The sequence below is a fragment of the Janibacter hoylei PVAS-1 genome, assembly GCF_004025845.1.
Lineage (GTDB): Bacteria > Actinomycetota > Actinomycetes > Actinomycetales > Dermatophilaceae > Janibacter > Janibacter hoylei.
Map to the genome: position 1 here is coordinate 87,417 of NZ_PIPF01000005.1, position 26,811 is coordinate 114,227.

Consider the following 26,811-nt stretch of genomic DNA (forward strand, 5'->3'; position numbering starts at 1 on the left):
GGCAATGACCCTGCGCACCACCCTCACCCTCACCGGGGCCGTCCTCGGCGCCGGCATCGTCCTGGCCCCGGCCGGTAGCGCGGCGCCCGTCCCCGACGACGGCATCAACCGCGCCGACCCGATGACCTCGTACGTCATGGAGCGGGACGGCCGCACCCACGCCCAGGCCACGAGCTACCTCGCCGCCAAGGACCGCAAGCAGACCTCCCTTCGTGGTCTCGAGGCGAAGGGGGTCGACGTCGACGGGGCGTGGTTCGACGGGACCCAGCTCGTCGTCGGCGTCGACTCCACCGCCGACGCGGACGCCGTCCGCGCGGCCGGCCTCCGGCCGAGCACCTCGGTGACCCAGAGCTCGCTCGACAAGGTGGCCCAGGCCGTCATGCGTCGCGCCGGCGCCGCCCAGCACGTCGTCACGGTCGGACCGAACCTGCAGAAGGGCACCGTGGAGGTGCGGATCGCCGAGGACGCGCCCGCCTCCCTCCGCCAGCGTCTGGCTGCCATGGACCGGGTGAGCGTCACCACCGCCGACGAGCTCACCACCCAGGCCGACGTCTACCCGGGCCGGATCATGGACCTGTCCCCCGGGACCAACTGCAGCCTCGGCTACCCCGGCCGCACCTCGTCGGGCAACAACGTGCTGCTCACTGCCGGTCACTGCGTCGAGGGGCTCCCCGACATCCTCGACGCCAACGGCACCCACATCGGCAAGGGGACGCACACGCGCTTCCGCACCGGGTACAGCAGCGTCGACATGGGCCTCATGGACATCGATTCCGAGGACACTGGTCGGCCCTATGTCGACAGCCGCGGTCATTCGGGTTACTACTCCGTCGCGGGCGCGAGCAAGAACGCAGTCGGCTCCGAGATCTGCAAGGCCGGCAACACGACCGGCTGGACCTGCGGGACCATCAAGGCCTACAACCGCACCGTCAACTACGGCGGCACCGTCGTCTCCGGCCTCGCCGAGGCGAGCGTGTGCACCGAGGGCGGCGATTCCGGCGGCGCCTACATCGGCGTCGGCAACCTCGCCCAGGGCATGACCTCCGGCGGCCCGGTCGGCGTCGAGTGCGGCTACAACCAGGGCTACAACGCCGGGTCGTACAGCTTCTACCAGCCGGTCGTCGACGCGGCGAGCTACTACGGCGTCAGGATCGACACGGCCAACTGAGGTATCTGCCAGCACCAGCCCGGCGTCGTTGGTGTCGCCTGGTCCCCCTGCTCCGGGCCACCAGGTGACATCAACGACGTCAGGCGGAGTGGGTCAGGCGCCCGCCGACGAATGTCGCGAGCACCCGTGTCGCTCGAAGGTGCGCGGCCTGCTCGGCGGTGCCGGACAGACCTGAGGGGCACGGATCCTCGGCGAGGAGCACGACGTCGGCCGGGGCCCCGACGGCGAGCTGGGTGACCCCGTCGGTCGAGGCGAGCAGCGCCTCGCGGGGCGTGATCGCCTGCTCCGGCGCCCACGGCTCGCGCTCGTCGGCACTGCGGTGGACCGCCGCCGACATCGCGAGCCACGGGTCGAGCGGGGAGACCGGCGCATCCGACCCCAGTCGAAGGGGGATCCCCGCCTGCGTCATCGACCGCAGGGCGAAGCACCGCTCCAGCCGGTCGGGCCACAGGGCTTCGGTCGAGTCCCGGTCGTCGAGCAGGTGCGCGGGTTGGACGCTCGCGACCAGCCCCAGGTCGGCGAAGCGCTGCAGCGCCTCCATCCGCACCAGCTGTGCGTGCTCGATCGTGCCGCGTGCGCCGCTCGCGGCGTAGGCGTCGAGGGCGTCGAGCAGCGCCTGGTCGCCGATCGCGTGGACCGCGCCGTCGAGGCCGTGCGCGTGGGCGCGCCGCAGCAGCCCGGTGAGCTCCTCGGGACCGACAGTGCTCTTGCCGTGAGGGTCGCCGAGGTCGTCGTCGGTGACGAAGGGCTCGCAGCACCAGGCTGTGCGCGTGTTGAGCGAGCCGTCGGTGATGACCTTGAGCGGGCCCATGGTCACCAGGCCGGTCTCGTCCAGCACGTCGCCGGTGCGCACCCCGGCGGCGATCGTGTCGTCGAGCCCCTCGGGGTAGGTCGCTGGCCGGACGCGCAGCAGGTCGAGGCCTGCGGCGGTGCGCTGCGGCCACTCGAGGCGCCCCGCCTCGAACTCCATGTCGGCAACGCCGACGACCCCCTTCGCCGCAGCAGCCCGCATCGCGGACTCGAGGCTGCCGCGCACGACGGCCGGGTCCTCCGGCAGGTCGGCCAGCCGCTGGTAGATGGGGAACCACTCGTCCTCGTCGAGGTGGCCCTCGTGCACCGGCAGGCCCAGCGCGCGGAAGGCGGCGCTGCTCAGCCAGCCCGCGTGGCAGTCGCCGCTGATGAGGACGACCGGCCGGTCGCCGGCGACGGCGTCGAGCTCGGCGGTGCTCGGCAGCCGGTCCCAGCCGGCCACCCGCCAGCCGAAACCCTGCACGACGGTCCCGGGCGCCGGCCGCTCCACGTCGAGGTGACGCGCGACCCTGGCCGTGACCTCCTCGGGGCTCGCGGTGTCGGCGACGTCGACCCGCCGGCTCATCGCCGCCCACTGGCCGAAGTGCACGTGCGCGTCCCACAGGCCCGGGACCGCGAGCGCCCCGCCGGCGTCGTGGACCTCTGCCCCCGCGGTCGTGAGGTGCTCGCCGATCTCGGCGATCCCCCCTTCGCGCAGCCGCAGGTCCACCGGTGCAGCGCCGGGTCGCAGGCGGGCGCCACGGATCAGCGCGTGCGGGGCGAAGGGGGCCATGCTGGGCACGATACGACGGATACGGTGACGCCATGCACCTGCTCGTCGTCGCCGCCATCGAGGCCGAGGCCGCCCACGTCCCCGACGGGCTGGAGGTCCTCGTCACGGGGGTCGGCAAGTCGCTCGCCGCGGTGCAGGTGACGCGGGCGATCTGCGAGCACCCGCGGCGCGACGAGCTCGTCGTCGTCAACATCGGCACGGCCGGCGCCCTGCGCGACGACGTCACCGGCCTGCACGAGATCGGGACGGCCATCAACCACGACCTGTCGGCCGAGCCGATCCGCCAGCTCGGTCTCGACCCCCGCGAGGTCGTCGAGCTGCCCGGCGGCCACGCGACGGTGCTGGCGAGCGGAGATCTCTTCGTCACCGACCCGGTCGTGCGGTCCGCGCTCGCCCAGCGCGCCCACCTCGTCGACATGGAGGGCTACGCCATCGCCCTCGCGTGCACCGAGCTCGGCGTGCCCGTGCACCTCGTGAAGGTCGTGAGCGACAACGCCGACGAGACCGCGCACGACTGGTCCGCGGCGGTCGACGGCTGCGCCCGCCTGCTCGGGGACTGGCTGGGCCCCTTCGCCGCCAGGCACTGACTGGGAATGGTTATCGACCGCTCGGGGTTGAGGACGACATGACCACGACGACGCGCGAGCTGTACGGCTTCGAGCGCTACGAGCGCGCGAAGCACGCCTTCGACGACGGCCGGTACACCGATGCCGCCCGCGACCTCGAGGACTTCTTCACCGACCTCGCAGCGGCCCGAGCCGAAGGTGCGGACGACCCGGTGGGGCACGGCACCGCCGAGATGCACCTGATCCTGGCCCGCGCCTACTTCCACTCCGCCCAGCTGGAGCGGGCGGCTGCCGCCGCCCGCGAGGTCATCGCGGCCTGCCCCGACGACGCCTACGCCCACCTGCTCCTCGGCCGGTCCCTCGAGCGGGCCGGGCACAAGGACGAGGCGCGCGGCCCCCTTCGCCTGGCGGAGCTGCTCGGTGGGTACGGCACCGGCGGCGGCCCGAGCGCCGAGGTCAGCGACGAGGGGCTCTGACCGGCCCGCCCCGCAGCTGAGCAAGAGAAACCCCGCCTTCGCAAGAGTTTGATACTCCTGCGAAGGCGGGGTTTCTCGGGTCACCCGAGAATCCGCGGGCGGGTGGGGCGTCGCCGCTCAGGCGCTGGGGTGCGTCATGTCGGCCGGGACCACCCAGGCGTCGAAGTCTTCGCCGGAGATGTCACCGGAGGCGACGGCGGCCTCGCGCAGGCTCGTGCCCTCCTTGTGCGCCTTCTTGGCGATCGCCGCGGCCTTGTCGTAGCCGATGTGGCGGTTGAGTGCGGTGACGAGCATGAGGTTGCGCGAGAGGTTCTCGTCGATCTTCTCCCGGACCGGCTCGATGCCGACGGCGCAGTTGGTGTCGAAGGAGACACAGGCGTCGGAGATCAGGCGGATCGACTCGATGACCGCGTGCGCCATGACCGGCTTGTAGACGTTGAGCTGGAAGTTGCCCTGGCTGCCGGCGAAGCCGACCGTCGCGTCGTTGCCGAAGACCCGGGTGGCGACCATCGTCATCGCCTCGGCCTGGGTGGGGTTGACCTTGCCCGGCATGATCGAGGAGCCCGGCTCGTTTTCCGGGATCGCGAGCTCGCCGATGCCGTTGCGCGGGCCAGAGGCGTACCAGCGCACGTCGTTGGCGATCTTCATCAGGGCGCCGGCGAGGGTGCGAAGGGAGCCGCTCACCTCGACGAGCGCGTCGTGGGCCGACAGGCTGGCGAAGAGGTTGGGGGCCTGGACGAAGTCATAGCCGGCCTCGCCGCTGATCTTGGCCGCGCAGAGCTTGCCGAAATCGGGGTGGGCGTTCAGGCCCGTGCCGACCGCGGTGCCACCGATGGCGAGCTCGCGGGCGCGCTCGTCGGCGTGCTTGACCGCGTCCAGGGCGAAGTCGATCTGGGCGACCCAGCCGTCGATGACCTGGCCAAGGGTCACCGGGGTGGCGTCCTGCAGGTGGGTCCGGCCGACCATGACGATGTCGGCGAACTCCTTGGCCTTGGCGGCCAGGGTCTCGCGCAGCTGCGTGACGGAGGGGTAGAGGCGCTCATTGAGGTCGAGGACGATCGCGATGTGCATCGCCGTGGGGAAGGTGTCGTTGCTCGACTGGCCGCGGTTGACGTGGTCGTTGGGGTGGACCGGGGTCTTCGAGCCCATCTCGCCGCCGGCGATCTCGATGCCGCGGTTGGAGATGACCTCGTTGGAGTTCATGTTGGACTGCGTGCCCGAGCCGGTCTGGAAGACGACGAGCGGGAAGTGGTCGTCGAGGTCGCCCGAGATGACCTCGTCGGCCGCCTGCGCCACGAGGTCGGCGACGTCCTGCGGCAGCTCGCCGAGCTCGGCGTTGGCCAGGGCGGCGGACTTCTTGAGGATGCCGAGGGCGCGGATCATCGAGCGGCCCCAGACGAAGGTGTCACGACCGATGTCGAAGTTGCCGAGCGAGCGCTGCGTCTGCGCCCCCCAGTACTTGTCCGCGGCCACCTCGATGGTGCCCATGCTGTCCTTCTCCGCGCGCATCTGAGTCATGAGGTCAACGCTACTCGGCAGCGAGCGACGCCCCGTGCAATACCCCGGAAACATCCGGGCAGCAGTGGCGAAACCCTTGCAGCGCACCATCACTCGCATGCAGCGCCACACCCGCCCCGTCCGTCGCCTCACCGCGCCCGAGCTCGCCCGCCCCGCCGAGGGGCCGCGGATCGTCGCCTACCGGTGCGGCGTGCACGAGACCTTCCGCATCCTGTGGCCGGAGGTCGACGCGCCCCTGGTCCACCCGTGCCCGGAGTGCGCGGGCGCCTCCCTTCGCCTCATCGGCACCCGTCCCGACGCCGCCTGACGAAGGGGGTCAGGTCACCGCCCGCAGCAGCCGGGTGCCAGAGCCGCGGGCCTCGAGGCCGGCGAGCGCGGCATCGAGGTCGGGCGCGACGACGACGTCGTCGAGGCTCGCCTGCGACATGAAGCCGGCCTGCGAGATGCCGCGGAGGGACTCGAGCAGCGGGGTCCAGAAGCCGTCGGCGTCGAGGAAGCCGACCGGCTTGTCGAGCAGGCCGATCTGCCGCCAGGTCCACACCTCGAAGACCTCCTCGAGCGTGCCCATGCCGCCCGGCAGCGCGAGGAAGGCGCTCGTCAGGTCAGCCATGAGGGCCTTGCGCTCGTGCATCGTCTCGACGACGTGCACCTCGGTGAGGTCGTCGCGGCCCCACTCCCGCTCGATCATGAAGGAGGGGATCACGCCGATGACCTCGCCCCCTGCGTCGAGCGCACCCTGGGCCACGGCGCCCATGAGGCCACCGCCGCCCGCGCCGTAGACCAGGCCGATCTCCCGGCGGGCCAGCTCGGCCCCGACGTCGTGCGCGAAGTCCACCCAGCGAGGGTCGGTGCCGGGGGTCGAGCCGCAGAAGACGGTGAGGCGCGTGATCACGGGTCGACGATAGAGCCCTTCGAGACGCTTGCAGAGCAAGCTCCTCAGGGACCGGGGCAGACGACAGACTGGGGGCATGTGGCAGCCACTGACGCGCGGGCAGCGCGGGTACCTCCTCGCGAGCCTGACCCTGGCCAACGTCGTCAACTTCTACGACCGGACGATCCCGGCCGTCATCGTCGAACCGCTCAAGGAGGAGTTCGGCCTCACCGACACGATGGTCGGCGTGCTCGGCGGGTCCTTCACCGTCGTCTACGCCATCGCCGGCGTGCTCCTCGGTCGGCTCGCCGACCGGGTCCCGCGTCGCTACGTCATGGCGGCCGGACTCGTCGTGTGGAGCCTCTTCACCGGGGCGAGCGGGCTCGTGCAGGGCTTCCTCTTCCTCTTCCTCTTCCGCCTGGGTGTCGGCATCGGCGAGGCGAGCTACGGCCCGGCGTCCAATGCGCTGATCTGCGACGTCTACGCGCCGAAGCGCCGAAGCCGCGCCATCAGCATCGTCTCACTCGGGATCCCCGTGGGCCTGCTCCTCGCCTTCCTCACCGTCGGCGTGCTCGTCGAGGCCACGGGGACGTGGCGGGCTCCCTTCGTCATCGCGGCGGTACCCGGCCTGCTCCTCGCGATCGCCGTCCTCTTCGTCAAGGAACCGGCCCGCGGAGCCACCGACACCGTCGAGCTGCGCGCGCAGGAGCAGGAGCGGCACCCCTATCGCGCGGTGCTGCGTATCCGCACGATCACCTGGCTCATGGTCGCCGGCATCGGGCTGCAGATCCCGACGTACGGCGTCGCGACCTTCGTCGTGCCGCTGCTCCAGCGCTACTTCGGCCTGTCGATCGGGTCGGCGTCCATCGGCGCCGGCGCGATCCTCGGGCTCGCGGGCATCGTCGGGCTGCTGCTCGGCGGGCGCCTGGCCGACCGGGCCTCCGACCGACACCCCGCGGGTCGACTCGTCGTCGCCGCAGCCGGCTTCGCCGCCGCAATCCCCCTGACGCTCGCCGCCCTGCTGCTCGGCCCCGGGAGCGCCGCGGCCTTCGTCGCGCTCTTCGCCGTCGGGTGGACGGGCACCCAGTTCCTCTCCGCGGCAGCATCACCCGCGATCGCCGACGTCACCCCACCCCAGCTGCGGGCCACCGCGATCGCGGTCTACTTCGCCTCCTTCAACCTCGTCGGCGCGACGATCGGGCCGATCCTCGTCGGCGCCCTCTCGGACGGCCTCGCCACACCGGTCGACGGCCTGGCCGCCGATGCCGTCGGCCTGCACCGCGCACTGCTCACGGTGATCCCGATCGGCCTGGCGATCGCCGTGCTCGGTGCGTGGCGGGCCAGCCGGGCGCTGCCCCACGACCGCGAGGCGATGACGCCCTTCGAGACGGCTCGTCCCTCGCCTCCTCAGGGACCGGGCCCTGTCACCCCCGCAGCGTGACCGCGGCCAGCAGGCGGGTGAGCCGCTGCGCCATTTGCTCTGCGGTGTGGTCGTCGTGCTCCTGCCACCACGCGACCGCGGCCTCGACGATCGACTCCCAGATGCGGTCGAGCAGGTCGTGGTCGAGCGGGTCGGTCAGGCCTGCCGCCTCGAGGACGTCGCGGGTGCCGGCGGCCCCCATGAGGTGCAGCTGCTCGCGGTAGCCCTCGGCGAGCTCGGCCGCCCCCGACCCCGCGGGCAGGGTCTCGTCCTTGACGAGGGCCCAGGCGTACCGGTGCTCGGCCATCGCCGAGAAGATCGCGGTGAAGGTGTCGACGGCGCGCTCCCCGGGGTCGGTCGCCGTCTGGGCCTGCGCGATCGTGGCGACGAGGCGCGGCCCGACCTCCTCGAGGCAGGCCAGCGCGAGGTCGGCCTTGGAGCCGAAGACGTTGTGCACCATCGCCTTGGAGACCCCGGCGCGTGCGGCGACGTCGGCCATCGAGGCGCGCGCGTAGCCCTGGCTGCCGAGCTCCTCGACCGCCTCGTGCACGAGCTGCCGCCTGCGCTCGGCGCGGGCGACGCCCTTCGTCCCGATCGTGCTCACGGGGCCTCCTCCTGTGATCGGGCACATCTTGTCAGGCGCGCTAACTGACCCTATGGTCAGTTACGTTCGCCCACGGCAAAGGAGCCCCCATGGCACGCCCCGACCTGACCGTCCTCGCCATCCCCGCGTACATCGGGGCCATGGGTTTCGAGTTCTGGTGGCAGCGCCAGCACCCCGCCGCCGACGGTGAGGACCGCCCGGGCGACTACGAGCTCAACGACACGATCGCCAGCCTGAGCATGGGCATCGGCAGCCTCGTCGTCCCCCTCGCCACCGCTCCGCTCCTGCGCCGCCTCACTCCCGGCCAGTCGAAGGGGGGCACTGCCCTCCTCGCCGTCGCCGCGGCCGCCGGGGTCACGACGACGATCGGTGACGTCCTGCGCAGCCGTCGCCGCCAGGGGGGCGAGCTGCCCGAGGCCGGCACACTGCCCTCCGACGCACCAGAGCCGGTCACCGTCCGCTCCCGCGTCGACGCCCTCGGCCTGATGACCAGCGGATCCGCGGTCGCCGCCGTCGCCTCCTCGGCCGTCGCCGCCGCGACGATCTGGGCCGCCCAGACCTCCGCCACTCGGCTGACGAGACTCTCCCCCTTCGGCATGCGGACCGGCGCCGCCAGCTACCTGCTCGGGATCGCGGCCTGGGACTTCGTCTACTACTGGAACCACCGCCTCGCCCACGAGTCACGCTGGATGTGGGCCGTGCACGTCGTCCACCACAGCAGCGAGCGGTACAACCTCTCGACCGCGCTGCGGCAGCCGGTCGCCGAGGGATTCACGATGGTCGTGCCCTACGGGCTGCTCGCCCTCATGGGGATCCCGCCGCGCTACATCGAGGACGCGCGGGCGATCAACCTCATCTACCAGTTCTGGATCCACACCGAGGCCGTCCGCTCGATCGGCTGGCTCGAGAAGGTGCTCAACACCCCGAGCCACCACCGCGCCCACCACGGCAGCCAGCGCCAGTACCTCGACATCAACCACGGTTCGATCCTCATCCTGTGGGACAAGCTCTTCGGCACCTTCGAGCCGGAGGTCGAGCGGGTGCGCTACGGCCTGACCCGCAACATCGACACCTTCAACCTCGGGACGATCGCCACGCACGAGTGGCGCGACATGGCCAAGGACATCTCGACGGCGCCGACCTGGTCGGACCGCTTCGGCTTCCTCTTGCGCGGCCCGGGCTGGGCCTACGAGCGGCGCGAGCAGCTCGCGCCACCGGCCAACGAGCCGGTCGCCACGCCCGTCGCGGGCTGAGCCGGCAGGTCGGTCGACGGGGCGGGCGCTCGTGGAGCCCCACCGAACCGCAACTCAGTAGTACACGGCGAGCGGGCCGCGCGGCCCGTCGACCACCTGGACCGCGGTGTCGAAGACGCGGGTGAGCACCTCGTCGGTCATGATCTGCTCCGGCGGGCCGAACTCGACGACCCGCCCGTCCTTGACTGCGCAGATCCGGTCGGCGTAGTGGCCGGCGAAGTTGATGTCGTGGAGCACGACGATGATCGTGCGGCCGAGCTCGGTGGCCGCCCGGCGCAGGTGCCGCATCATGTGCACCGAGTGCTGCATGTCGAGGTTGTTGAGCGGCTCGTCGAGCAGCACGTAGTCGGTGTCCTGGGCGAGCACCATCGCGACGTACGCCCGCTGCCGCTGCCCTCCGGAGAGCTGGTCGAGGTAGCGCCCCTCGAGCGCGGTGAGGTCGAGGAAGTCGATCGAGCGGGAGATGACCTCCTCGTCCTGCACGGTCAGCCGCCCCTGCGAGTGGGGGAAGCGGCCGAAGCCGACGAGCTGGCGCACGGTGAGCCGGGTGATGAAGTGGTTTTCCTGGCGCAGGATCGAGACGATCTTGGCCAGGTCCTTGGACTTCGTACTCGCGACGTCGTAGCCGGCGATCTCGATGACGCCCTCGTCGATGTCGAGCAGCCGGCCGACCATCGTCAGCAGCGTCGACTTGCCCGCGCCGTTGGGCCCGACGAGCGCGGTCACCCCGCCCGCCGGGATCTCGAGGTCGACCGGACCGATCGTCACCTCGCTGCCATAGGTCTTGCGCACATCGGTCAGGGTGATCACAGGCGCCCCTTCTTGAGGATGACGAGGAGGAAGACCGACCCGCCGACGAGCTCGATGATGATCGAGACGACGCCTTGGGCGTAGAAGACGTGCTTCATGACGACGTAGGCGCCGCAGAGCACGACGAAGCCGGTGAGCACCGCGACCGGGAAGATCCGCCGGTGGTCGTGGGTGTCGGCGAACTGGTAGGCGAGGGTCGCGACGAGGAACCCGAGGAAGGTCATCGGCCCGACGAGCGCGGTCGAGACGGCCATCAGCACCGAGACGAGGAAGAGCGTCACCATGAGCTCGCGCCGGTGGTCCAGCCCGAGGTTGGTCGCCGCGTCTCGGCCGAGGGCGACGACGTCGAGCCGGCGGGCCCGCCACCACAGCAGTCCCGCCGCGGCCAGGCACAGCGGGATCGCGATGGGGAAGTACATCGGGTCGGCGTTGGTCATGGAGCCGAACATCCGTGCGGTGAGCACGTCGAACTCGCTCGGCGTGAGCATCCGCCGCATGAAGGAGGAGACCGACGCGAGCCCACCGCCGATGACGATGCCGATGAGCAGCATGATCTGCACGTTGGCATAGCGCCCCGACAGCAGCCACCCGTAGAGCGCCAGCGAGAGCCCGACCATGAGCGCGATCTGCAGGACGAACTGCGGCAGCCCGGTGAGCATGCCGAGCCCGGACACGCCGAGGAAGTACACGGCCGCGGTCTGCACGGCGACGAAGAGCGACTCGAAGCCCATGATCGACGGCGTGATGATCCGGTTGTTGGTCACCGTCTGGAAGCTCACCGTCGCCATCGCCTGGCAGACCGCGACCACCGCCATCGCGACGAGCGAGCTGCCCCGCATCTGCGCAACGAGCCAGAACCCCTCGCTGCCGACCGGCATCGGGTTGTCCACCGCGAGGTGGGCGAAGCCCAGGCCGACGGCCAGCACGAGCAGGCCGACGAGCACGACCCGGTAGCGCCGGCGGGAGCGGGCGGTGGGAAGGGGGCCGGACTCGCGTGCTCCGCCGGTCGCCACGGGTGCGGTGAGCGGCGGGGTGGTGCGCGGCTGCGCGGGTGCCTCAGCCACGACGACGCTGCCGCAGGAGGAGGACGATGAAGACGACCGCGCCGACGACGCCGAGGATGAGCGATACGGGCACCTCGAAGGGGGCGATGATCGTGCGCCCGACGAGGTCGCAGACGGTGACGATGGCGATGCCTAGCAGGCAGACCCACGGCAGGTTGCTGCGCAGGTCGTCGCCGCGCCACATCGAGATGATGTTGGGGACGATGAGCCCGAGGAAGGGCAGGTTGCCGACGACGACCGTGACGACCCCGGTCGCGACGGCGACGAGGACCGTGCCGATGAGGACGACCTGGTTGTAGTTGAGCCCGACATTCGTCGAGATCTCCTCGCCGAGGCCGGCGACGGTGAAGCGGTCCGCGACGACGAAGATCGCGATCGCGACGAGGGCGACGATCCACAGCACCTCGTACTGGCCGCGCAGGACCGAGGTGAAGCTGCCGGCGAACCAGATCCCGAGGTTCTGCAGCATGTCGGTCTGCAGCGCGATGAAGGTCGAGACTGACCCGACGACGGCGCCGAGCATGATCCCCACGATCGGGACGATGAGCGAGGACCGGAGGGTCACCCTTCGCAGGAAGAGGAAGAAGACCATCGTGCCGATGAAGGCTGCGATGATCGCCCCGATCATCCGCTCGAGGAGGCTGGCCCCGGGGAAGAGGATCATCACGGTGAGCAGGCCCAGGCCGGCCCACTCGGTCGTGCCGGTCGTCGTCGGCTCGACGAAGCGGTTCTGGGTCAGCAGCTGCATGACCAGGCCCGACATCGCCATCGCGGCGCCGGCGAGGACGAGGGCGACGGTCCGCGGGATGCGGGTGATGGCGAACATCTCGCCGCCCCGGTCGCCGTCGAAGATGTCGTACACCCCGGTGAGCAGCGACACGACGAGGAGCCCGCCCACGGCGAGGATGCCGAGGACGAGCTTCGCGTCGAGGAGGCGCCCCTTGGAGGCGACGCGCTCCGCCGTCGTGGTCGTCAGCTCTTCTTCCCCTCCAGCGCGTCGGCGAAGTCCTCGAAGAACTCGGTGAAGGTCTGGATGCCCTCGTTGGTGTAGGTGTCGGCCGGGGCGAAGACGACCTGTCCCTCCTTGACCGCGGTGACGTCCTGGAGCGCCTCGGAGTCCTCGATGAGCTGCTTGGCAGGCGTGTAGCCCTCCTCGTCGGCGGCGATGGCGGCGTCCCGGTCGAGGACGAGGATCCAGTCGGGGTCGGCCTTGGCGATCGCCTCGACGGACACCTCGTCGCCCTGGTGGTCGTCGCTCGCACCCTCGACCTCGAGGGCGGGCTCGAGGTCGAAGAGGTCGAAGACCGGGCCGAAGGTCTGGCCGACGGTCGGCGCGATGTAGCCGAGCTCTCCGCCGGAGGTGTTGATCGCCATGACGGTGTCGCCCGGCTCGTAGGCCTCCTTGACCCGCGCGACCTGCGCGTCGAGGTCCTCGCCGAGGGTCTTGGCCTCGTCCTGCTTGCCGAAGACCTCGCCGAGCACCTCGGTCTGCCGCTTGAGCTCGGTGTCGAGCGGCTCGCCCTCGCGCGGGTCGAGGTTGAGGAAGGCTGCGTCCGGCGCGAGCTCCTTGAGCTTGGCCTCGTGCTGGGTGAAGCGCTGGCCGTTGATGACGAGGTCGGGCTTCGCGGCGACGATGGCCTCGAGGTCGGGTTCGCGATGGGTGCCGAGGTCGACGAGGTCCTTGTCCTTCGTGTAGGAGATCGTCTCGGGCATGAGGCTCACCGCGGCGGCGGAGAGCTCGACGTCCCAGTCGGCGAGGGTCTCGAAGGTCCGGTTGTCGGTCGCGACGACCGAGGTCGGCTCCTGCGGCACCTGCTGCGTGCCGTTGTTGTCCTCGACCGCGATGGTCGGGCCGGATGCGGAGTCGGAGTCGGACGATCCGCAGGCGGACAGGGCGAGGGCGAGACCGCTGACGAGGGCCAGCGAACGAGTGCGGCTGAGCACGATGAGGTCCTTTGCGAAGGGGGGTGGCCGCGTCGGGTGGGCCACCTCGCCGCGGAGTTTGTAAGGATAGCCTCAGCAACCCCGAACCTGTCACGCGGGTTCCGCTGTGCGGAACGCTCCCGCCCCGCCCCGGGTCAGGGTGAGCGTGTCCCCCTTCGTCCGCCGCGGCCAGCGAGGTGTCGGCGCAGCGGTGCACGATGGCCTCGTGACGACCACCGTCTTCTTCCACGCCCACCCCGACGACGAGGCCAGCGGGACCTCCGGATCCATGGCTCTCACCGCGCGCGCCGGCGGCCGCGTGGTCGTCGTCTACGCCACCGGTGGCGAGCACGGCACCGTCCCCGACGACCTGGGCGAAGGGAGGAGCCTCGCCGACCACCGTCGGCAGGAGGCCGAGGCCTCGGCCGCCGTCACGGGCACCGCCCGCGTCGTCTGGCTGGGCTACGTCGACTCCGGCATGACCGGCTGGGAGCACAACGCCTGGGACGGGTCCTTCCACGGCGCCGACCTCGACGAGGCCGCCGCCCGGCTGGCCGCGGTCCTCGACGAGGAGGACGCCGACATCCTCGTCGGCTACGACTGGCACGGCGGCTACGGCCACCCCGACCACGTCAAGGTGCACCACGTCGCCCACCGCGCGGCCGAGCTGGCCGCCCGCCGCCCCCGCGTGCTCGAAAACACGATGAACCGCGACCGGATGCGCGAGCAGATCGAGGCGGCCAAGGCGATGGGCATCGACCCGGGCTTCTCGCCCGACGATCCGATGGACGACGGCAACCCGATGGGCCTGCCGCAGAGCGAGATCCACCACGCCGTCGACGTCACCGAGGTCATCGACGTCAAGCGCGCGGCCCTGGCCTGCCATGCCTCGCAGAGTGACGTGCAGCAGATGCTGCAGATGCCGCGCGAGATCTTCGCCGCGGCCTTCGGCGTCGAGCACTACGCCGAGCCGGCGCGACCCGAAGGGATGGGCAGCGCGCTCCCCTTCGCCTGACCGGACCGCGGGGACCACGCGGGAACCAGGACCCCTCCTCGGCACCGGTTCCCGAGGAGCAAACGCAGGGTAGGCGTGCCTTACCCCCATGGCCTACCGTGCAGCCATGGGCAAGAAGGTGAAGATCGGCAAGGTCAAGGTCAAGGAGAAGTGCTGCGTCAGCAAGAAGCGCTGCAGCTCCTGCCCGATCCGCCTGCTCAAGGAGGGGCGCCTCCCTGACGGCTATGCCGTCCACAAGCGCAAGCTCGTCACGGCCAAGGCCAAGGAGCGGCTCCGCAAGGCCGCGTAGGGTCGCCTGTCCTTGCTGGAACGGTTCCAGACACGGGTCTAGCGTGAGGCCCCATGACCACGTCGAAGTTCGCCGCCCAGCTGACCGCCCAGATCGGCGAGGAGTTCGCTGCCCACCACCAGTACCTCGCGATCGCCGCCCACTACGAGAGCATGACGCTGCCGCAGCTGGCGGGCTTCTTCTACCGTCAGGCCGCCGAGGAGCGCGGCCACGCGATGATGATGGTCCAGTACCTGCTCGACACCGACCAGCCGGTGCGCATCCCCGCAACCCCGGCCCCGACCAGCGACTTCGACGGCGTGGTCACGCCCATCGAGCTCGCCGTCGCCCAGGAAAAGAGGGTCACCCAGCAGATCAACGAGCTGACCCGGGTCGCGCGGGACGACAACGACTTCGCCGCCGAGCAGTTCATGCAGTGGTTCATCAAGGAGCAGGTCGAAGAGGTCTCGACGATGCAGGACCTGCTGACCGTGGCCCAGCGCAGCGCCGACGACCTCAACGACATCGAGACCTACGTCGAGCGGGACCTGGGGACCGGCGGCGCGGACGCCACCGCCCCGCCGCAGGCCGGCGCCTGATCGACGGGAGCCAGCGCGAAGGGGGTCAGCGCGGGCTGACCCGCACCCGACCGTCCACGACCGCGAAGGTCACGTCGACGAGCGAGCTCACCACGAGGTCGGCGTCCGAGAGGGCGCCGGCCTCGCTCGTCGTCGTCACGGCGAGCACGGCGCAGCCGGCCGCCCGGGCCGCGGTGATGCCACTCGGCGCGTCCTCGCACACGAGGCAGTCGGCCGGGTCGACCCCGAGACGCTGCGCCGCGAGGAGGAAGGGGTCGGGGTGCGGCTTGCCCCGCTCGACGTCGTCGAAGGTGACGACCTCGTCGATGGCGATGCGGGCGGCCGCGAGCCGGACCGTGGCAAGGTCACGGGTCGCCGAGGTCGCCACGGCGACAGGCGCGTGCGCCAGCGCCTCCAGCGCGTCGTGCACACCGGGCAGCGCGATGACTCCCTCGACGTCGTCGACCTCGAGCTGCTCGATCCGGCGCAGTGCCGCGGCCGCGTCGAGGTGGGGCGCGACCGAGGCGATGATCGCCGCCGCCGGCATGCCGTGGTGGCCGACGAGCGTGTAGGGGTTGACCCCGTGCTCGACCGCCCACCGTACCCACGAGCGCTCGACCGAGCCGGTCGAGTCGACGAGGGTGCCGTCGTTGTCGAAGATGACGGCGGCGAAGGTGCGGTCGGCGAGGCTCATGGCTCGACCCTAGGTGTCCCGTCCGGACGAAGGGAGCCGCTCCGCTCCCGGCGGGGAGGGGCAAGGGGCTGCGCCCGCCACATGGCCTGCGCATTTCCCTAGGCAAATGCGCAGGGGGTGCGCATTTGCCTAGGGAAACGGCGGGGGGATCGCATTTGCCTAGGGAAATGCGCAGGTGGCGGGTCGGGGTGGGTGTGGGCCGTATCCTCGAACCCCGTGAGCACCACCCCTGACGACGCCTCGACCACGCCCGACGTGGCCGGCGTCGACCCCGAGGACCTGGCCACCACCCTTCGTGTCCTGGGGATGCTGCACGAGCTGCCCCCGGGCCACGAGGACATCGCCAAGGTCAAGCGGGCCGCCGGCACGATGTACAACCGGGTGAAGAAGGCCCGGCGGCGGGAGGCCCGGCAGGCCGAGCGCGGCCCCAAGATGGCGCACGACCAGGCCGTGCTCGACAAGACCGCGACCGGCTCACCGCTGCGCATCGACGACGAGACGAAGGGGATCCCGCTCGCCGCGACGAGCGAGAGCCGCTTCGTCGGGGAGCTGCAGATCCCGCGCGGCTGCTACATCTGCCACGCCGACTACACGCTCGTCGACGCCTTCTACCACTGGCTCTGCCCGGACTGCGCCGCGATGAGCCACACCCGCCGCGACCAGGGCACCGACCTGCGCGGTCGCCGTGCGCTGCTCACCGGTGGGCGGGCCAAGATCGGCATGTACATCGCGCTGCGGCTGCTGCGTGACGGGGCCGACCTGACGATCACGACCCGATTTCCGCGCGACGCGGCCCGGCGCTTCGCCGAGCTCGCGGACTCGCCGGAGTGGATCGACCGGCTGACGATCGTCGGCATCGACCTGCGCGACCCGACCCAGGTCGTCGCGCTCACCGACGAGATCGCCGCCCGCGGGCCGCTCGACATCCTCATCAACAACGCCTGCCAGACGGTGCGCCGCTCCCCCGGCGCCTACAGCCAGCTCGTCGACGGCGAGTCGCAGCCCCTCGAGATCGCCGGGCCGACATCGGCGACGATCTCCTTCGACCGGGTGAGCGATGCCCACCCCGCCGCGCTCGTCGGGACGCTCGGCGAGCATCCCGTGCCGCACGAGGAGCTCACCGGGCGCAGCGCCGCCGACCTGACCCGGCTGGCCCTGTCCGCCGGCAACGCCTCCCTCGAGGCCCACCTCGCGGGCACTGCCGTCGACGCCGGCGGGCTGCTCCCCGACGTCGTCACGACCAACTCGTGGAAGCAGACCGTCGACGAGGTCCACCCCCTCGAGCTGCTCGAGGTGCAGATGTGCAACTCGGTGGCCCCCTTCCTCCTCGTCTCGCGGCTGCGCCCGGCCATGCGGGCGGCAGTCGAGCGCCGCCGCCAGGTCGTCGGCGACGCCGCCCGGGCCTACGTCGTCAACGTCTCGGCGATGGAGGGGCAGTTTTCCCGCCGGTACAAGGGCGCCGGCCACCCACACACCAACATGGCCAAGGCGGCGCTCAACATGCTGACCCGCACCTCCGCCGGCGAGATGTACGACACCGACAAGATCCTCATGACGGCGGTCGACACCGGCTGGATCACCGACGAGCGACCGCACCACGAAAAGCTCGAGATCGCCGCCCAGGGCTGGCACGCGCCCCTCGACCTCGTCGACGGCGCCGCCCGCGTCTACGACCCGATCGTCCGTGGCGAGCGCGGCGAGGACCTCTACGGCGTCTTCCTCAAGAACTTCGAGCCCTACGCCTGGTAGGCGGGCTGGCGTCCCTTCGAGACGGTCGCGGGGCGACCTCCTCAGGGACCGGAGGTCGGCAGGCACAGGCGGCCTCACTCCTCAGGGACCGGAAGGGGCTACGGTGATCCAGAGCACGTCGTCTCACGAAGGGAGAAGCAGCGATGGCACCGAAGGACTCGACCTTCCTCGGCTGGCCCGTGCTGCGGCAGCTGGCCTCGGGCGACTTCCTCGGGCGCGGCAACGCGGTCACCTCGCGCCGCACGCGCGAGACCGAGCCGCGCACCTCGACGGCAGACCGCGTCGTGCAGAGCGTCTGCCCCTACTGCGCCGTCGGCTGCGGCCAGCGCGTCTTCGTCAAGGACGAGCAGGTCGTCCAGATCGAGGGTGACCCGGACTCGCCGGTGAGCCGGGGGCGCCTGTGCCCCAAGGGCGCTGCGAGCGAGCAGCTGGTCAACTCGCCGACCCGGCAGACGCACGTGCTCTACCGCGCGCCGGGGGCCACGGACTTCGAGCGGATCGAGCTCGACGAGGCCATCGACATGGTCGCCGACCGCTTCCTCGCCTCGCGCCGCGCGAAGTGGCAGGACCACGACGAGCACGGCCGCCCCCTTCGGCGCACGATGGGCATCGCCTCGCTCGGGGGAGCCACCCTCGACAACGAGGAGAACTACCTCATCAAGAAGCTCTTCACGGCGGCCGGCGCGATCCAGATCGAGAACCAGGCGCGTATTTGACACTCCGCCACGGTTCCCAGTCTGGGAGCCTCCTTCGGGCGCGGCGGCGCCACCCAGTCCCTTCAGGACATGGCCAACGCGGACTGCATCATCATCCAGGGCTCCAACATGGCCGAGTGCCACCCGGTGGGCTTCCAGTGGGTCTCCGAGGCCAAAGCCCGCGGTGCGCGGATCATCCACATCGACCCGCGCTTCACCCGCACCTCCGCGATCGCTGACACGCACGTCGCGATCCGGGCGGGCACCGACGTCGTGCTGCTCGGCGCGCTCATCAAGCACGTCGTCGACAACGACCTCTTCTTCCGTGACTACGTCGTGGCCTACACCAATGCCGCGACGCTCGTCGGCGAGGACTTCGTCGACACCGAGGACCTCGACGGCGTCTTCTCCGGCTACGACGAGCGGACCGGCACCTACGACATGAGCTCGTGGGCCTACGCCGAACGCGAGGACGGCGAAGGGGCGAGTGACGACGAGGTCGGCGGCCCGAGCGGTGGTCACGAGCACGGAGCGCACAAGAGCGCCCGCGCCGCGGGCGACCAGCACGGCGCGGCCGGGCCCGCGCTCGAGCACGCGAAGGTCGAGCGCGACGAGACTCTGCAGCACCCCCGCTCGGTCTTCCAGGTGCTCAAGCGGCACTACGCGCGCTACACGCCCGAGATGGTCGAGGAGGTGTGCGGCATCCCGCAGTGGCAGTTCCGTGAGATCGCCGATGCGCTGACGAGCAACTCAGGTCGCGAGCGCACGACCTGCTTCGCCTATGCCCTCGGCTGGACCCAGCACAGCCTCGGCGCGCAGTTCATCCGCACCGCCGCGATCCTCCAGCTGCTCATGGGCAATGTCGGCCGACCGGGCAGCGGCATCATGGCGCTGCGCGGGCACGCGAGCATCCAGGGCTCGACTGACATCCCGACCCTCTTCAACCTCCTGCCCGGCTACCTGCCGATGCCGGTGGTCGGCACGCACGACAGCCTCGAGCAGTACCTGGCGAGCATCTCCTCGCCGCTGCAGAAGGGCTTCTGGACCGAGGCGCCGGCCTACACCGCGAGCCTGCTCAAGGCGTGGTTCGGTGACGCGGCGACCCCCGACAACGACTTCTGCTTCGACTACCTGCCGCGCCTGACCGGCGCCCACGGCACCTACCAGACGGTGATGTCGATGCTCGAGGACGAGGTCGAGGGCTACTTCGTGCTCGGGCAAAATCCCGCGGTCGGCTCCGCCCACGGCAAGATGCAGCGGCTGGCGATGACGCACCTCAAGTGGGTCGTCGTCCGCGACTTCCAGCTCATCGAGTCGGCGACCTTCTGGAAGGACTCCCCCGAGATCGCCAGCGGCGAGCTCAAGACCGAGGACATCGACACCGAGGTCTTCTTCTTCCCCGCGGCCAACCACGTGGAAAAGTCGGGCACCTTCACCCAGACCCAGCGGATGCTCCAGTGGCACCACCAGGCCGTGCAGCCGCCGAACGACGCGCAGAGCGAGCTCGAGTTCTTCCACGAGCTCGGCGTGCGCATCCGCGAGCGCCTCGCCGACTCGACCGACGAGCGTGACCGCCCGCTGCTCGACCTCACGTGGGACTACCCCAAGGACGAGCACGGCGAGACCGACGCCGAGGCGGTCCTGCGCGAGATCAACGGCTACCACGTCTCCGGCGAGCGGGCCGGGCAGCTGCTCGACAAGTTCGCCGACATGAAGGCCGACGGCTCGACCTCGGGCGGCTGCTGGATCTACACCGGCGTCTACGCCGGCGGGGTCAACAAGTCGGCCAACCGCGTGCCCGGGCCGGAGCAGGACGAAACCGCCGCGCAGTGGGGCTGGGCCTGGCCGATGAACCGGCGCATCCTCTACAACCGCGCCTCCGCCGACCCCCAGGGGCGGCCGTGGAGCGAGCGCAAGAAGTACATCTGGTGGGACGAGACGGAGCAGAAGTGGACGGGCAAGGACGTCCCCGACTTCCCCGTCGACCGCGACCCGTCCTTCCGGCCCGACCCTGACGTCGGCGGGCCGGCGGCCATCGCCGGCGACGACCCCTTCATCATGCAGGCGGACGGCAAGGGCTGGCTCTTCGCGCCCAAGGGCATGGTCGACGGTCCGCTCCCTTCGCACTACGAGGCGCAGGAGTCACCGGTCGCCAACCCGCTCTACGGGCAGCAGCGCAACCCGGCCCGGCTGGTCTACCCGCGCAAGGACAACCTGTGGAGTCCCTCCGGGGACGAGCCGGGGTCGGACGTCTACCCCTTCGTCTTCACGACCTATCGCCTGACCGAGCACCACACGGCCGGCGGCATGAGCCGGTGGCTGCCCTACCTGTCGGAGCTGCAGCCCGAGATGTTCTGCGAGGTCTCGCCCGAGCTCGCCGAGCAGCAGGGCCTCGTCAACGGAGAGTGGGCGACACTCATCTCGGCCCGCAGCGCCATCGAGGCACGCGTGCTCGTCACCGAGCGGATGACCCCGCTGACGATCAAGGGCCGCACGATCCACCAGATCGGTCTGCCCTACCACTGGGGCGTCGGCCGCGATGCCGTCGTCGAGGGCGACGGGGCCAACGACCTGCTCGGCATCGCGCTCGACCCCAACGTCCAGATCCAGGAGTCGAAGGTGGGTTTGTGCGACATCATCCCCGGCCGTCGGCCGCGTGGGGAGGAGCTGCTGCGCTTCGTCGCCGAGTACCAGTCCCGCTCGGGCACCACCGTCGAGACGGGCAACACCCACCGCGACGAGCCCCACGACGAAGGGAGACCGTGATGGGCTACCTCGCCCGCCAGCTCGCCGGGGCCACCGACCCGGCCCGTGACGCCGGGTGGCAGGAGGCGCCCGAGCGCAAGGGATTCTTCACCGACACCTCGATCTGCATCGGCTGCAAGGCCTGCGAGGTCGCGTGCAAGGAGTGGAACGGCATCCCGCTCGACGGGCTGGCCATCACCGGCAACTCCTACGACAACACCGGCGACCTCGGTGCGAGCACGTGGCGACACGTCGCCTTCGTCGAGCAGACCCGCGAGCGGATCGAGGCCGCCCGCGAGTCCGGGCAGCGGCTCGTGGACCTGGGCATGCCGTCCCTTCGAGACTCCTCGCGTGCAGAGCAAGCTCGGACCTCAGGGACCGGAGGTGCGGCGCCGGCCGGCTACGGCACCCTGCCTGCGCCGATCGAGGGGCACGGGCCCGCACTGACCGACATGCTCGCCGCCCTTCGAGACGGCGCTGGCGCGCCTCCTCAGGGACCGGGAGAGGACCTCGGCCTGACCGCGGACGGCGTGCCGATGGTCGGAGCGGTGCCGGAGTTTCGCTGGTTGATGTCCTCCGACGTGTGCAAGCACTGCACCCACGCCGGCTGCCTCGATGTGTGCCCGACGGGTGCGCTCTTCCGCAGCGAGCACGGCACGGTCGTCGTCCAGGCCGACATCTGCAACGGCTGCGGCTACTGCGTCGGCGCCTGCCCCTTCGGCGTCATCGAGCGACGCAACGACGCGAGTGTCTCGGTCCGGGCCGACGACCACGTGCCCAACGTGGGCGTCGCGCAGAAGTGCACGCTCTGCTACGACCGTCTCTCCCACGACCAGACACCCGCGTGCGCGCAGACCTGCCCGACGACGTCGATCAAGTTCGGCACCCACGACGACATGGTCGCCACGGCGAAGGCGCGCGTGGCGCAGCTGCACGAGCAGGGCTTCACCGAGGCGCGCCTCTACGGGGCCAACGAGCACGACGGGGTCGGCGGCACCGGCTCGGTCTTCCTCCTGCTCGACGAGCCCGAGGTGTACGGGCTGCCGCCGGACCCCGAGGCCCCGACCAAGCGCCTGCCCGAGATGTTCCGCGCCGCCGGCCTCGCCGGGGTCGGCCTGCTCGGCGCCGTCGCCGTCTCCTTCCTCGGGAGCCGATCGTGACGACCTCTCCCTTCGACAGCTACCGACCGCCCGAGGAGGGTGGTCGGCGGCGCCGGCGCGACCGCGCGTCCCTTCGAGGCTCCTCCGTCGCACCTCAGGGACCGAGGAGGGCCGGCGCCGCCCGCAGCTGGCTCACCCGCGAGGGCGGGGGCCGACGCGAGGCGCCGGCGGTGCCGGACGCGGAGTTCAGCAGCTACTACGGCCAGCCGATCGTCAAGCCGGTGCCGTGGGACCACAAGATCTCCGCCTATCTCTTCGTCGGCGGCATCGCCGGTGTCTCCGGCATCGTCCAGGCGGGCGCTGCGGCCACGGGCAACTCCGTGCTGCAACGCAACTCGCGCCTGACGGCGATGGCTGCCGTAGGCCTCAGCGGCATCGCTCTCGTCGCCGACCTCGGCCGGCCCGAGCGCTTCCTCAACATGATGCGCACGGTCAAGCTCACCTCACCGATGTCCGTCGGCACGTGGATCCTGTCCGCCTACGCGGGCTTCGCCGGGGTGACCACGGGCGCCGAGGTGCTGCGCCTGCTGCCCTCCCGTGGTCCGGTACCCGCGCTCACCCGGGTCACCGATGCCCTCGGCACGCCCTCGACCATCGGCCAGGCCGCCTTCGGCGCCCCGCTCGCGGCCTACACGGCGGTGCTGCTCGCCGACACCGCGCACCCGGTGTGGCACGAGAGCCGGCGGCAGCTCCCCTTCGTCTTCGTCGGGTCGGCCGCGCTGGCCGCCGGCGGCGTGCAGATGGTGCTCACGCCCACGGCCCTCGCCGGACCGGTGCGACGACTGGCGCTGCTCGGTGTCGGCACCGAGCTGCTCGCCATGCACCGCCTCGAGGAGCACCTCACCGACCTGGGCATCGACGAGCCCGTGCGCACCGGCACTGCAGGCGGTCGCCTGCGCCTGGCCCGCGCCCTCGCCATCGGTGGCGGTCTCGGCACCCTGCTCGCCGGACGCAGTCGGCTCGTCGCCATCGCCTCCGGCGCCGCCCTCGCCACGGCGTCGGCACTGACCCGCATGGGCATCGTCGAGGCAGGCATCGAGTCGGCCAAGGACCCGCGCTACACCGTCCGGGTGCAGCGCGACCGCCTCGAGCGTCGTCGCAGGGAGGGCATCGTCCACGACAGCAGCGTCACCGTCCGGTAGCACGGCGTCACCCTCCGGTGGCACCCGATCAGTGGGAGATTCCATGAGCACGGCAACCGAGCAGGCCCCGACGAGCGCCGGCGGCAACCGCTGGCTCATCCTCGCGGGCGGCGTCCTCGTCCAGCTCGCGATCGGCGCGGTCTACGCGTGGAGCACCTTCAGCAAGGCGATCCAGGCCGACCCGTCGGCGCTGGAGCTGACCAAGGTGCAGGCGACCATCCCCTTCGAGGTCGCCATCGGCATGATCTTCGTCGGGACCTTCCTCGGTGGGCGGATCCAGGACAAGCAGGGGCCACGACTCGTCGCCCTCGTCGGGGTGACGATCTACTCGATCGGCATCATCCTCGCGAGCTTCGCGCGCGATGCCTCCGACCTGTGGCTGCTCGTCCTCGGCTACGGCGTGCTCGGCGGCTTCGGCCTCGGCCTGGCCTACATCGTGCCGATCGCCATGCTGCAGAAGTGGTTCCCCGACAAGCGGGGCCTGATCACCGGCATCGCCGTCGGTGGTTTCGGCTTCGGTGCGGTCATCACCTCGCCGCTCGCGCAGCGGCTCATCGACTCGAGCGATGACTTCCAGCAGTACCCGACCAAGGTCTTCCTCTACCTCGGCATCGCCTACCTCGTCATGGGTCTCGTCGGCGCCTCGGTCTTCAAGAACCCCCCGGCCGGCTACACCGTCGGCGGCGCTACGGCCGCGGCGAAGGGGGCTGCTCCCGCCAGCACCGCCGGCAAGGACTTCACCCAGCAGGAGGCGATGCGCACCCCGCAGTGGTACCTGCTGACGCTCATCCTAACGATCTCGGTGACGGCGGGCATCTCGCTCATCTCGGTCGCCGCGGGCACGGCGACCGACGTCGCCGGCATGAGTGCTGCGGCGGCCGCGACCCTCGTCGGTGTCATGGGCCTCTTCAACGGCGGCGGCCGCATCCTCTGGGCGGCGGTCTCCGACAAGATCGGGCGGATGCCGGCTTTCATCGGCATCCTCGGCCTGCAGGGGCTCGCTCTGCTCGCGATCCCCCACGCCGGCTCGGCGGTCGCCTTCTACGTGCTGTGCGCGATCGTCTACACCTGCTACGGCGGGGCCTTCGGCACCCTCCCGTCGACCGCCGGAGACTTCTTCGGGGTGAAGAACTCCGGCGCGATCTACGGCCTGATGCTCATCGGCTGGTCGATCGGTGGCGTCGTCGGCCCGCTGCTCATCTCGTGGCTCATCGGCGAGGACCAGGCGTACACGCTCGCCTTCACCGTCGTCGGCGTCATCGCCCTCGTGGGGGCGATCATCCCCGTCATCACAAGGAAGCCGCAGCACGCCTGATCACCTCTGGCGCACGGTGGTGCGGCTCTGGCAGTCTTCTACCCGGCTGGCACGGGGTCGGCCACCATCACGAGATCAGGGGACAACTCCACATGCGCACTCGACTCTTCGGCGTGGCCGCGGCGGTGGCCATGGCCGCGGGCATCGCCGGCACCACCGCTGCACCCGCCAACGCCTCCGGCTGGAGCACCGTGTCGACGTCCACCGTCGGCAAGTCCCTCTCGTACTCCTCGTGGACGACGCTGGGCCGCTCCTTCAAGCCCGTCCCGGGAGCCACCTACCGGTACTGCGTCGTCGGCAAGGGCACCACCAAGGCCAACCTGCAGCCGACGGCCTTCGGCACCGTCGCCTCCTTCACCAACAGCTCGAAGTACGTGACGCGGTGCACCAAGAGCTGGCGTACCCCGACCGGCTACGGCTCCACCATGTACCCGACGGCCAGCAAGCTCACGAAGACCGGCAGCGTCTACATCTCCAAGGTCTACGTGCAGCGCTACTACATCGGGCACGTCCCCGTCTGAGGCGCAGCCCGCCAGCCCGCACGTCCGGGCCCCGGTTCCGGCCGATGCCCTCCGTGACGCTCCGCGAGGTCACGGAGGGCATCCTCGCGTCTCGACCGGTCACTCCCGGATGTCGGCGGGGCCGGTGTGCAGGGGCAGGCCGGCGGCGGCCCAGGCCTCGACCCCGCCGATGACATCGGTGGCGTCCACCCCGAGCGAGCGAAGAGAGTGCGCCGCCAGCGACGAGCTGTAGCCCTGTCGGCACAGCACGACGACCCGGGTCCCGGGCAGCGCCTCGGGGATGCGGTGCGGGCAGGTCGGGTCGAGCCGCCACTCGAGGACGGTGCGGTCGATGACGAGCGCGCCGGGCAGCTCGCCCTGCCGGGCCCGCTGCGCGGAGGTGCGGGTATCGACGAGGAGGGCTCCCCCCTTCGCCGCGTCGTGGGCCTGCTGCGGGGTGAACCGAGTCAGGCTGGCCCGAGCCGCCTCGAGGACCCGGTCGACCTCGCTCACGAGACCTGTACGAGCACGCCGTCACCGAGGGAGCCGGCCGCGACCGTTTCGCCGACGACCGGGGCGCCCGGCACCTCGCCGACGACAAGCAGGCCGCCGGAGGTCTGCGCGTCGGCGAGGAGGATCAGCTCGTCCTCGCCGATGCCGTCGGCCGCGAGGTGCGGCCGCACCCAGTCGAGGTTGCGCTGCGACCCACCGGGGACGTGCCCGGCGGCAAGGGCTGCGCGAGCACCGGCGACGTAGGGCACGGCCGCGGCGTCGACGCGAGCGGCGATGCCCGAGGCGCGAGTCATCTTGTAGAGGTGGCCGAGCAGACCAAATCCGGTGACGTCGGTCGCCGCCCGGATGCCCGCCGCGATGGCGGCCCGGGAGGCGTCGCGGTTCAGGGTGACCATCGAGGCGATCGCCTCCTCGCTCCGCTCGCCGGTCGCCTTGTGCCGGTTGTTGAGCACGCCGACGCCGAGCGGCTTGGTCAGGCTGATCGGCAGACCGGCCTCCGCCGCGTCGTTGCGCATGAGCCGCTCGGGGTCGGCGGTGCCGGTGACGGCCATGCCGTAGATCGGCTCGGGGGCGTCGATGCTGTGGCCACCGAGGACGGGGAAGCCGGCCTCGATGGCGATGTCGAGCCCACCGCGCAGGACCTCGCGCAGCAGGTCGGTCGGCAGCAGCTCGCGCGGCCAGGCGACGAGGTTGATCGCCATGACCGGGTCGCCACCCATGGCGTAGACGTCCGAGACGGCATTGGCTGCGGCGATCCGCCCCCAGTCGTAGGGGTCGTCGACGACTGGGGTGAAGAAGTCGGTCGTCGACAGCACGGCCTGACCACCGGAGATACGCACGGCAGCCGCGTCGTCACCGTCGTCGAGCCCGACGAGGACGTCTGACCCCGGCGGTGCGGTGGCGTGCAGACCGGCGACGATCTGCTCGAGCTCGCCGGCCGGGATCTTGCAGGCGCAGCCTCCGCCGCGCGCGTACTGGGTCAGGCGGATCGGCTCCATGGACCCACCGTAGGTCCAGGACTCGTCAGAGCCGCGGTCGCCATCGGCATCGCGGGCGTCCGACTGTCTAGGGTGTCCCTCGGAGGCGTCTGGGTTCCTGGTGGTCCCCCCGGTCTTCAACACCGGTGAGGCCGAGCATCTCGGTCTGGCGGGTTCGATTCCCGTCCGCCTCCGCCAGATCTGC

General features: G+C 71.0%; 26 protein-coding genes and 1 tRNA gene. 16 read left to right on the forward strand and 11 right to left on the reverse strand.

What is annotated here, in order from left to right:
* Positions 1 to 4 precede the first annotated feature (4 nt).
* Positions 5 to 1,168, forward strand: coding sequence for a S1 family peptidase (locus CWN80_RS05605; RefSeq protein ID WP_007926409.1), 1,164 nt, complete (start codon positions 5 to 7; stop codon positions 1,166 to 1,168).
* 79 nt (positions 1,169 to 1,247) lie between these two features.
* Here the strand turns inward: CWN80_RS05605 and CWN80_RS05610 are convergent, their stop codons facing one another.
* A complete protein-coding gene (locus tag CWN80_RS05610) occupies positions 1,248 to 2,750 on the reverse strand; it encodes an amidohydrolase (RefSeq protein WP_007926410.1) in 1,503 nt (500 codons plus the stop codon).
* 32 nt (positions 2,751 to 2,782) lie between these two features.
* Between CWN80_RS05610 and CWN80_RS05615 the strand changes: the two genes are divergently transcribed.
* Both CWN80_RS05615 and CWN80_RS05620 read left to right on the forward strand, forming a co-directional pair.
* Positions 2,783 to 3,337: a nucleosidase gene (locus CWN80_RS05615; protein ID WP_007926411.1), complete on the forward strand. Its 555-nt coding sequence runs from the start codon at positions 2,783 to 2,785 to the stop codon at positions 3,335 to 3,337.
* A 38-nt stretch (positions 3,338 to 3,375) separates the two neighbouring features.
* Positions 3,376 to 3,792, forward strand: coding sequence for a tetratricopeptide repeat protein (locus tag CWN80_RS05620; RefSeq protein WP_007926413.1), 417 nt, complete (start codon positions 3,376 to 3,378; stop codon positions 3,790 to 3,792).
* Positions 3,793 to 3,909: 117 nt separating this feature from the next.
* Here the strand turns inward: CWN80_RS05620 and fumC are convergent, their stop codons facing one another.
* Positions 3,910 to 5,310, reverse strand: coding sequence for a class II fumarate hydratase (fumC, locus tag CWN80_RS05625; protein WP_007926414.1), 1,401 nt, complete (start codon positions 5,308 to 5,310; stop codon positions 3,910 to 3,912).
* A 97-nt stretch (positions 5,311 to 5,407) separates the two neighbouring features.
* Between fumC and CWN80_RS05630 the strand changes: the two genes are divergently transcribed.
* Positions 5,408 to 5,617, forward strand: a complete 210-nt coding sequence (locus CWN80_RS05630; RefSeq protein ID WP_040881005.1) for a hypothetical protein — start codon at positions 5,408 to 5,410, stop codon at positions 5,615 to 5,617.
* 9 nt (positions 5,618 to 5,626) lie between these two features.
* Here the strand turns inward: CWN80_RS05630 and CWN80_RS05635 are convergent, their stop codons facing one another.
* Positions 5,627 to 6,202 carry an LOG family protein gene (locus CWN80_RS05635; protein ID WP_202948417.1) on the reverse strand — a complete coding sequence of 192 codons (576 nt, stop codon included), beginning with the start codon at positions 6,200 to 6,202 and terminating at the stop codon, positions 5,627 to 5,629.
* 76 nt (positions 6,203 to 6,278) lie between these two features.
* Between CWN80_RS05635 and CWN80_RS05640 the strand changes: the two genes are divergently transcribed.
* On the forward strand, positions 6,279 to 7,622 hold the full coding sequence (locus CWN80_RS05640; protein WP_128277002.1) for a spinster family MFS transporter: 1,344 nt from the start codon (positions 6,279 to 6,281) through the stop codon (positions 7,620 to 7,622).
* On the opposite strand, the gene CWN80_RS05645 is transcribed toward CWN80_RS05640, so the two are convergent.
* A complete protein-coding gene (locus tag CWN80_RS05645; protein ID WP_007926419.1) occupies positions 7,606 to 8,205 on the reverse strand; it encodes a TetR/AcrR family transcriptional regulator in 600 nt (199 codons plus the stop codon). The two genes, CWN80_RS05640 and CWN80_RS05645, sit on opposite strands and share 17 nt — an antisense overlap.
* A gap of 89 nt (positions 8,206 to 8,294) precedes the next feature.
* On the opposite strand from CWN80_RS05645, the gene CWN80_RS15945 reads away from it, so the two are divergent.
* On the forward strand, positions 8,295 to 9,458 hold the full coding sequence (locus tag CWN80_RS15945) for a sterol desaturase family protein (RefSeq protein ID WP_007926421.1): 1,164 nt from the start codon (positions 8,295 to 8,297) through the stop codon (positions 9,456 to 9,458).
* Positions 9,459 to 9,512: 54 nt separating this feature from the next.
* Here CWN80_RS15945 and CWN80_RS05655 read toward each other — a convergent pair whose 3' ends face one another.
* From CWN80_RS05655 to CWN80_RS05670, 4 genes are read right to left on the reverse strand one after another with little or no spacing between them, the layout of a single operon-like run.
* Positions 9,513 to 10,268 carry an iron ABC transporter ATP-binding protein gene (locus CWN80_RS05655; RefSeq protein WP_007926423.1) on the reverse strand — a complete coding sequence of 252 codons (756 nt, stop codon included), beginning with the start codon at positions 10,266 to 10,268 and terminating at the stop codon, positions 9,513 to 9,515.
* The gene (locus CWN80_RS05660; RefSeq protein WP_007926425.1) at positions 10,265 to 11,332 is read right to left on the reverse strand and encodes an iron chelate uptake ABC transporter family permease subunit; all 1,068 of its coding nucleotides are present in this window, start codon (positions 11,330 to 11,332) and stop codon (positions 10,265 to 10,267) included. Before CWN80_RS05660 ends, CWN80_RS05655 begins: the two co-directional genes overlap by 4 nt.
* Positions 11,325 to 12,308 carry an ABC transporter permease gene (locus CWN80_RS05665; RefSeq protein ID WP_040881021.1) on the reverse strand — a complete coding sequence of 328 codons (984 nt, stop codon included), beginning with the start codon at positions 12,306 to 12,308 and terminating at the stop codon, positions 11,325 to 11,327. Before CWN80_RS05665 ends, CWN80_RS05660 begins: the two co-directional genes overlap by 8 nt.
* A complete protein-coding gene (locus CWN80_RS05670; RefSeq protein ID WP_007926429.1) occupies positions 12,305 to 13,276 on the reverse strand; it encodes a siderophore ABC transporter substrate-binding protein in 972 nt (323 codons plus the stop codon). Before CWN80_RS05670 ends, CWN80_RS05665 begins: the two co-directional genes overlap by 4 nt.
* A gap of 205 nt (positions 13,277 to 13,481) precedes the next feature.
* Here CWN80_RS05670 and CWN80_RS05675 point away from each other — a divergent pair, with 205 nt between their 5' ends.
* The 3 genes from CWN80_RS05675 (at position 13,482) to CWN80_RS05685 (ending at position 15,137) form a co-directional block, all read left to right on the forward strand.
* On the forward strand, positions 13,482 to 14,270 hold the full coding sequence (locus CWN80_RS05675) for a PIG-L deacetylase family protein (protein WP_040881023.1): 789 nt from the start codon (positions 13,482 to 13,484) through the stop codon (positions 14,268 to 14,270).
* 106 nt (positions 14,271 to 14,376) lie between these two features.
* Positions 14,377 to 14,559, forward strand: a complete 183-nt coding sequence (locus CWN80_RS05680; protein WP_040881024.1) for a hypothetical protein — start codon at positions 14,377 to 14,379, stop codon at positions 14,557 to 14,559.
* Positions 14,560 to 14,612: 53 nt separating this feature from the next.
* Positions 14,613 to 15,137 carry a ferritin gene (locus CWN80_RS05685; RefSeq protein WP_007926436.1) on the forward strand — a complete coding sequence of 175 codons (525 nt, stop codon included), beginning with the start codon at positions 14,613 to 14,615 and terminating at the stop codon, positions 15,135 to 15,137.
* A 25-nt stretch (positions 15,138 to 15,162) separates the two neighbouring features.
* Here CWN80_RS05685 and CWN80_RS05690 read toward each other — a convergent pair whose 3' ends face one another.
* The gene (locus tag CWN80_RS05690; RefSeq protein ID WP_007926439.1) at positions 15,163 to 15,810 is read right to left on the reverse strand and encodes an HAD-IA family hydrolase; all 648 of its coding nucleotides are present in this window, start codon (positions 15,808 to 15,810) and stop codon (positions 15,163 to 15,165) included.
* 216 nt (positions 15,811 to 16,026) lie between these two features.
* Between CWN80_RS05690 and CWN80_RS05695 the strand changes: the two genes are divergently transcribed.
* From CWN80_RS05695 to CWN80_RS05725, 6 genes are all read left to right on the forward strand, one after another.
* Complete coding sequence (locus tag CWN80_RS05695) at positions 16,027 to 17,559, forward strand: SDR family NAD(P)-dependent oxidoreductase (RefSeq protein WP_007926441.1); 1,533 nt, start codon at positions 16,027 to 16,029, stop codon at positions 17,557 to 17,559.
* A gap of 143 nt (positions 17,560 to 17,702) precedes the next feature.
* Complete coding sequence (gene fdh, locus CWN80_RS05705) at positions 17,703 to 21,020, forward strand: formate dehydrogenase (RefSeq protein ID WP_238148094.1); 3,318 nt, start codon at positions 17,703 to 17,705, stop codon at positions 21,018 to 21,020.
* Positions 21,020 to 22,159, forward strand: coding sequence for a 4Fe-4S dicluster domain-containing protein (locus CWN80_RS05710; protein ID WP_007926445.1), 1,140 nt, complete (start codon positions 21,020 to 21,022; stop codon positions 22,157 to 22,159). The genes fdh and CWN80_RS05710 overlap by 1 nt, the downstream gene beginning before the upstream one ends.
* Positions 22,156 to 23,301 carry an NrfD/PsrC family molybdoenzyme membrane anchor subunit gene (gene nrfD, locus CWN80_RS05715; protein WP_007926447.1) on the forward strand — a complete coding sequence of 382 codons (1,146 nt, stop codon included), beginning with the start codon at positions 22,156 to 22,158 and terminating at the stop codon, positions 23,299 to 23,301. The genes CWN80_RS05710 and nrfD overlap by 4 nt, the downstream gene beginning before the upstream one ends.
* Positions 23,302 to 23,344: 43 nt before the next feature.
* Positions 23,345 to 24,616: an L-lactate MFS transporter gene (locus CWN80_RS05720; protein ID WP_007926448.1), complete on the forward strand. Its 1,272-nt coding sequence runs from the start codon at positions 23,345 to 23,347 to the stop codon at positions 24,614 to 24,616.
* Positions 24,617 to 24,708: 92 nt separating this feature from the next.
* On the forward strand, positions 24,709 to 25,137 hold the full coding sequence (locus CWN80_RS05725) for a hypothetical protein (protein WP_007926449.1): 429 nt from the start codon (positions 24,709 to 24,711) through the stop codon (positions 25,135 to 25,137).
* Between the two features lie 99 nt (positions 25,138 to 25,236).
* Here CWN80_RS05725 and CWN80_RS05730 read toward each other — a convergent pair whose 3' ends face one another.
* Positions 25,237 to 25,629, reverse strand: coding sequence for a rhodanese-like domain-containing protein (locus CWN80_RS05730; protein ID WP_007926450.1), 393 nt, complete (start codon positions 25,627 to 25,629; stop codon positions 25,237 to 25,239).
* Entirely contained in the window at positions 25,626 to 26,627 is a 1,002-nt protein-coding gene (gene selD, locus CWN80_RS05735; protein WP_007926451.1) for a selenide, water dikinase SelD, read from the reverse strand. Before selD ends, CWN80_RS05730 begins: the two co-directional genes overlap by 4 nt.
* Positions 26,628 to 26,708: 81 nt before the next feature.
* Between selD and CWN80_RS05740 the strand changes: the two genes are divergently transcribed.
* Positions 26,709 to 26,804, forward strand: a tRNA-Sec gene (locus tag CWN80_RS05740).
* Positions 26,805 to 26,811 lie beyond the last annotated feature (7 nt).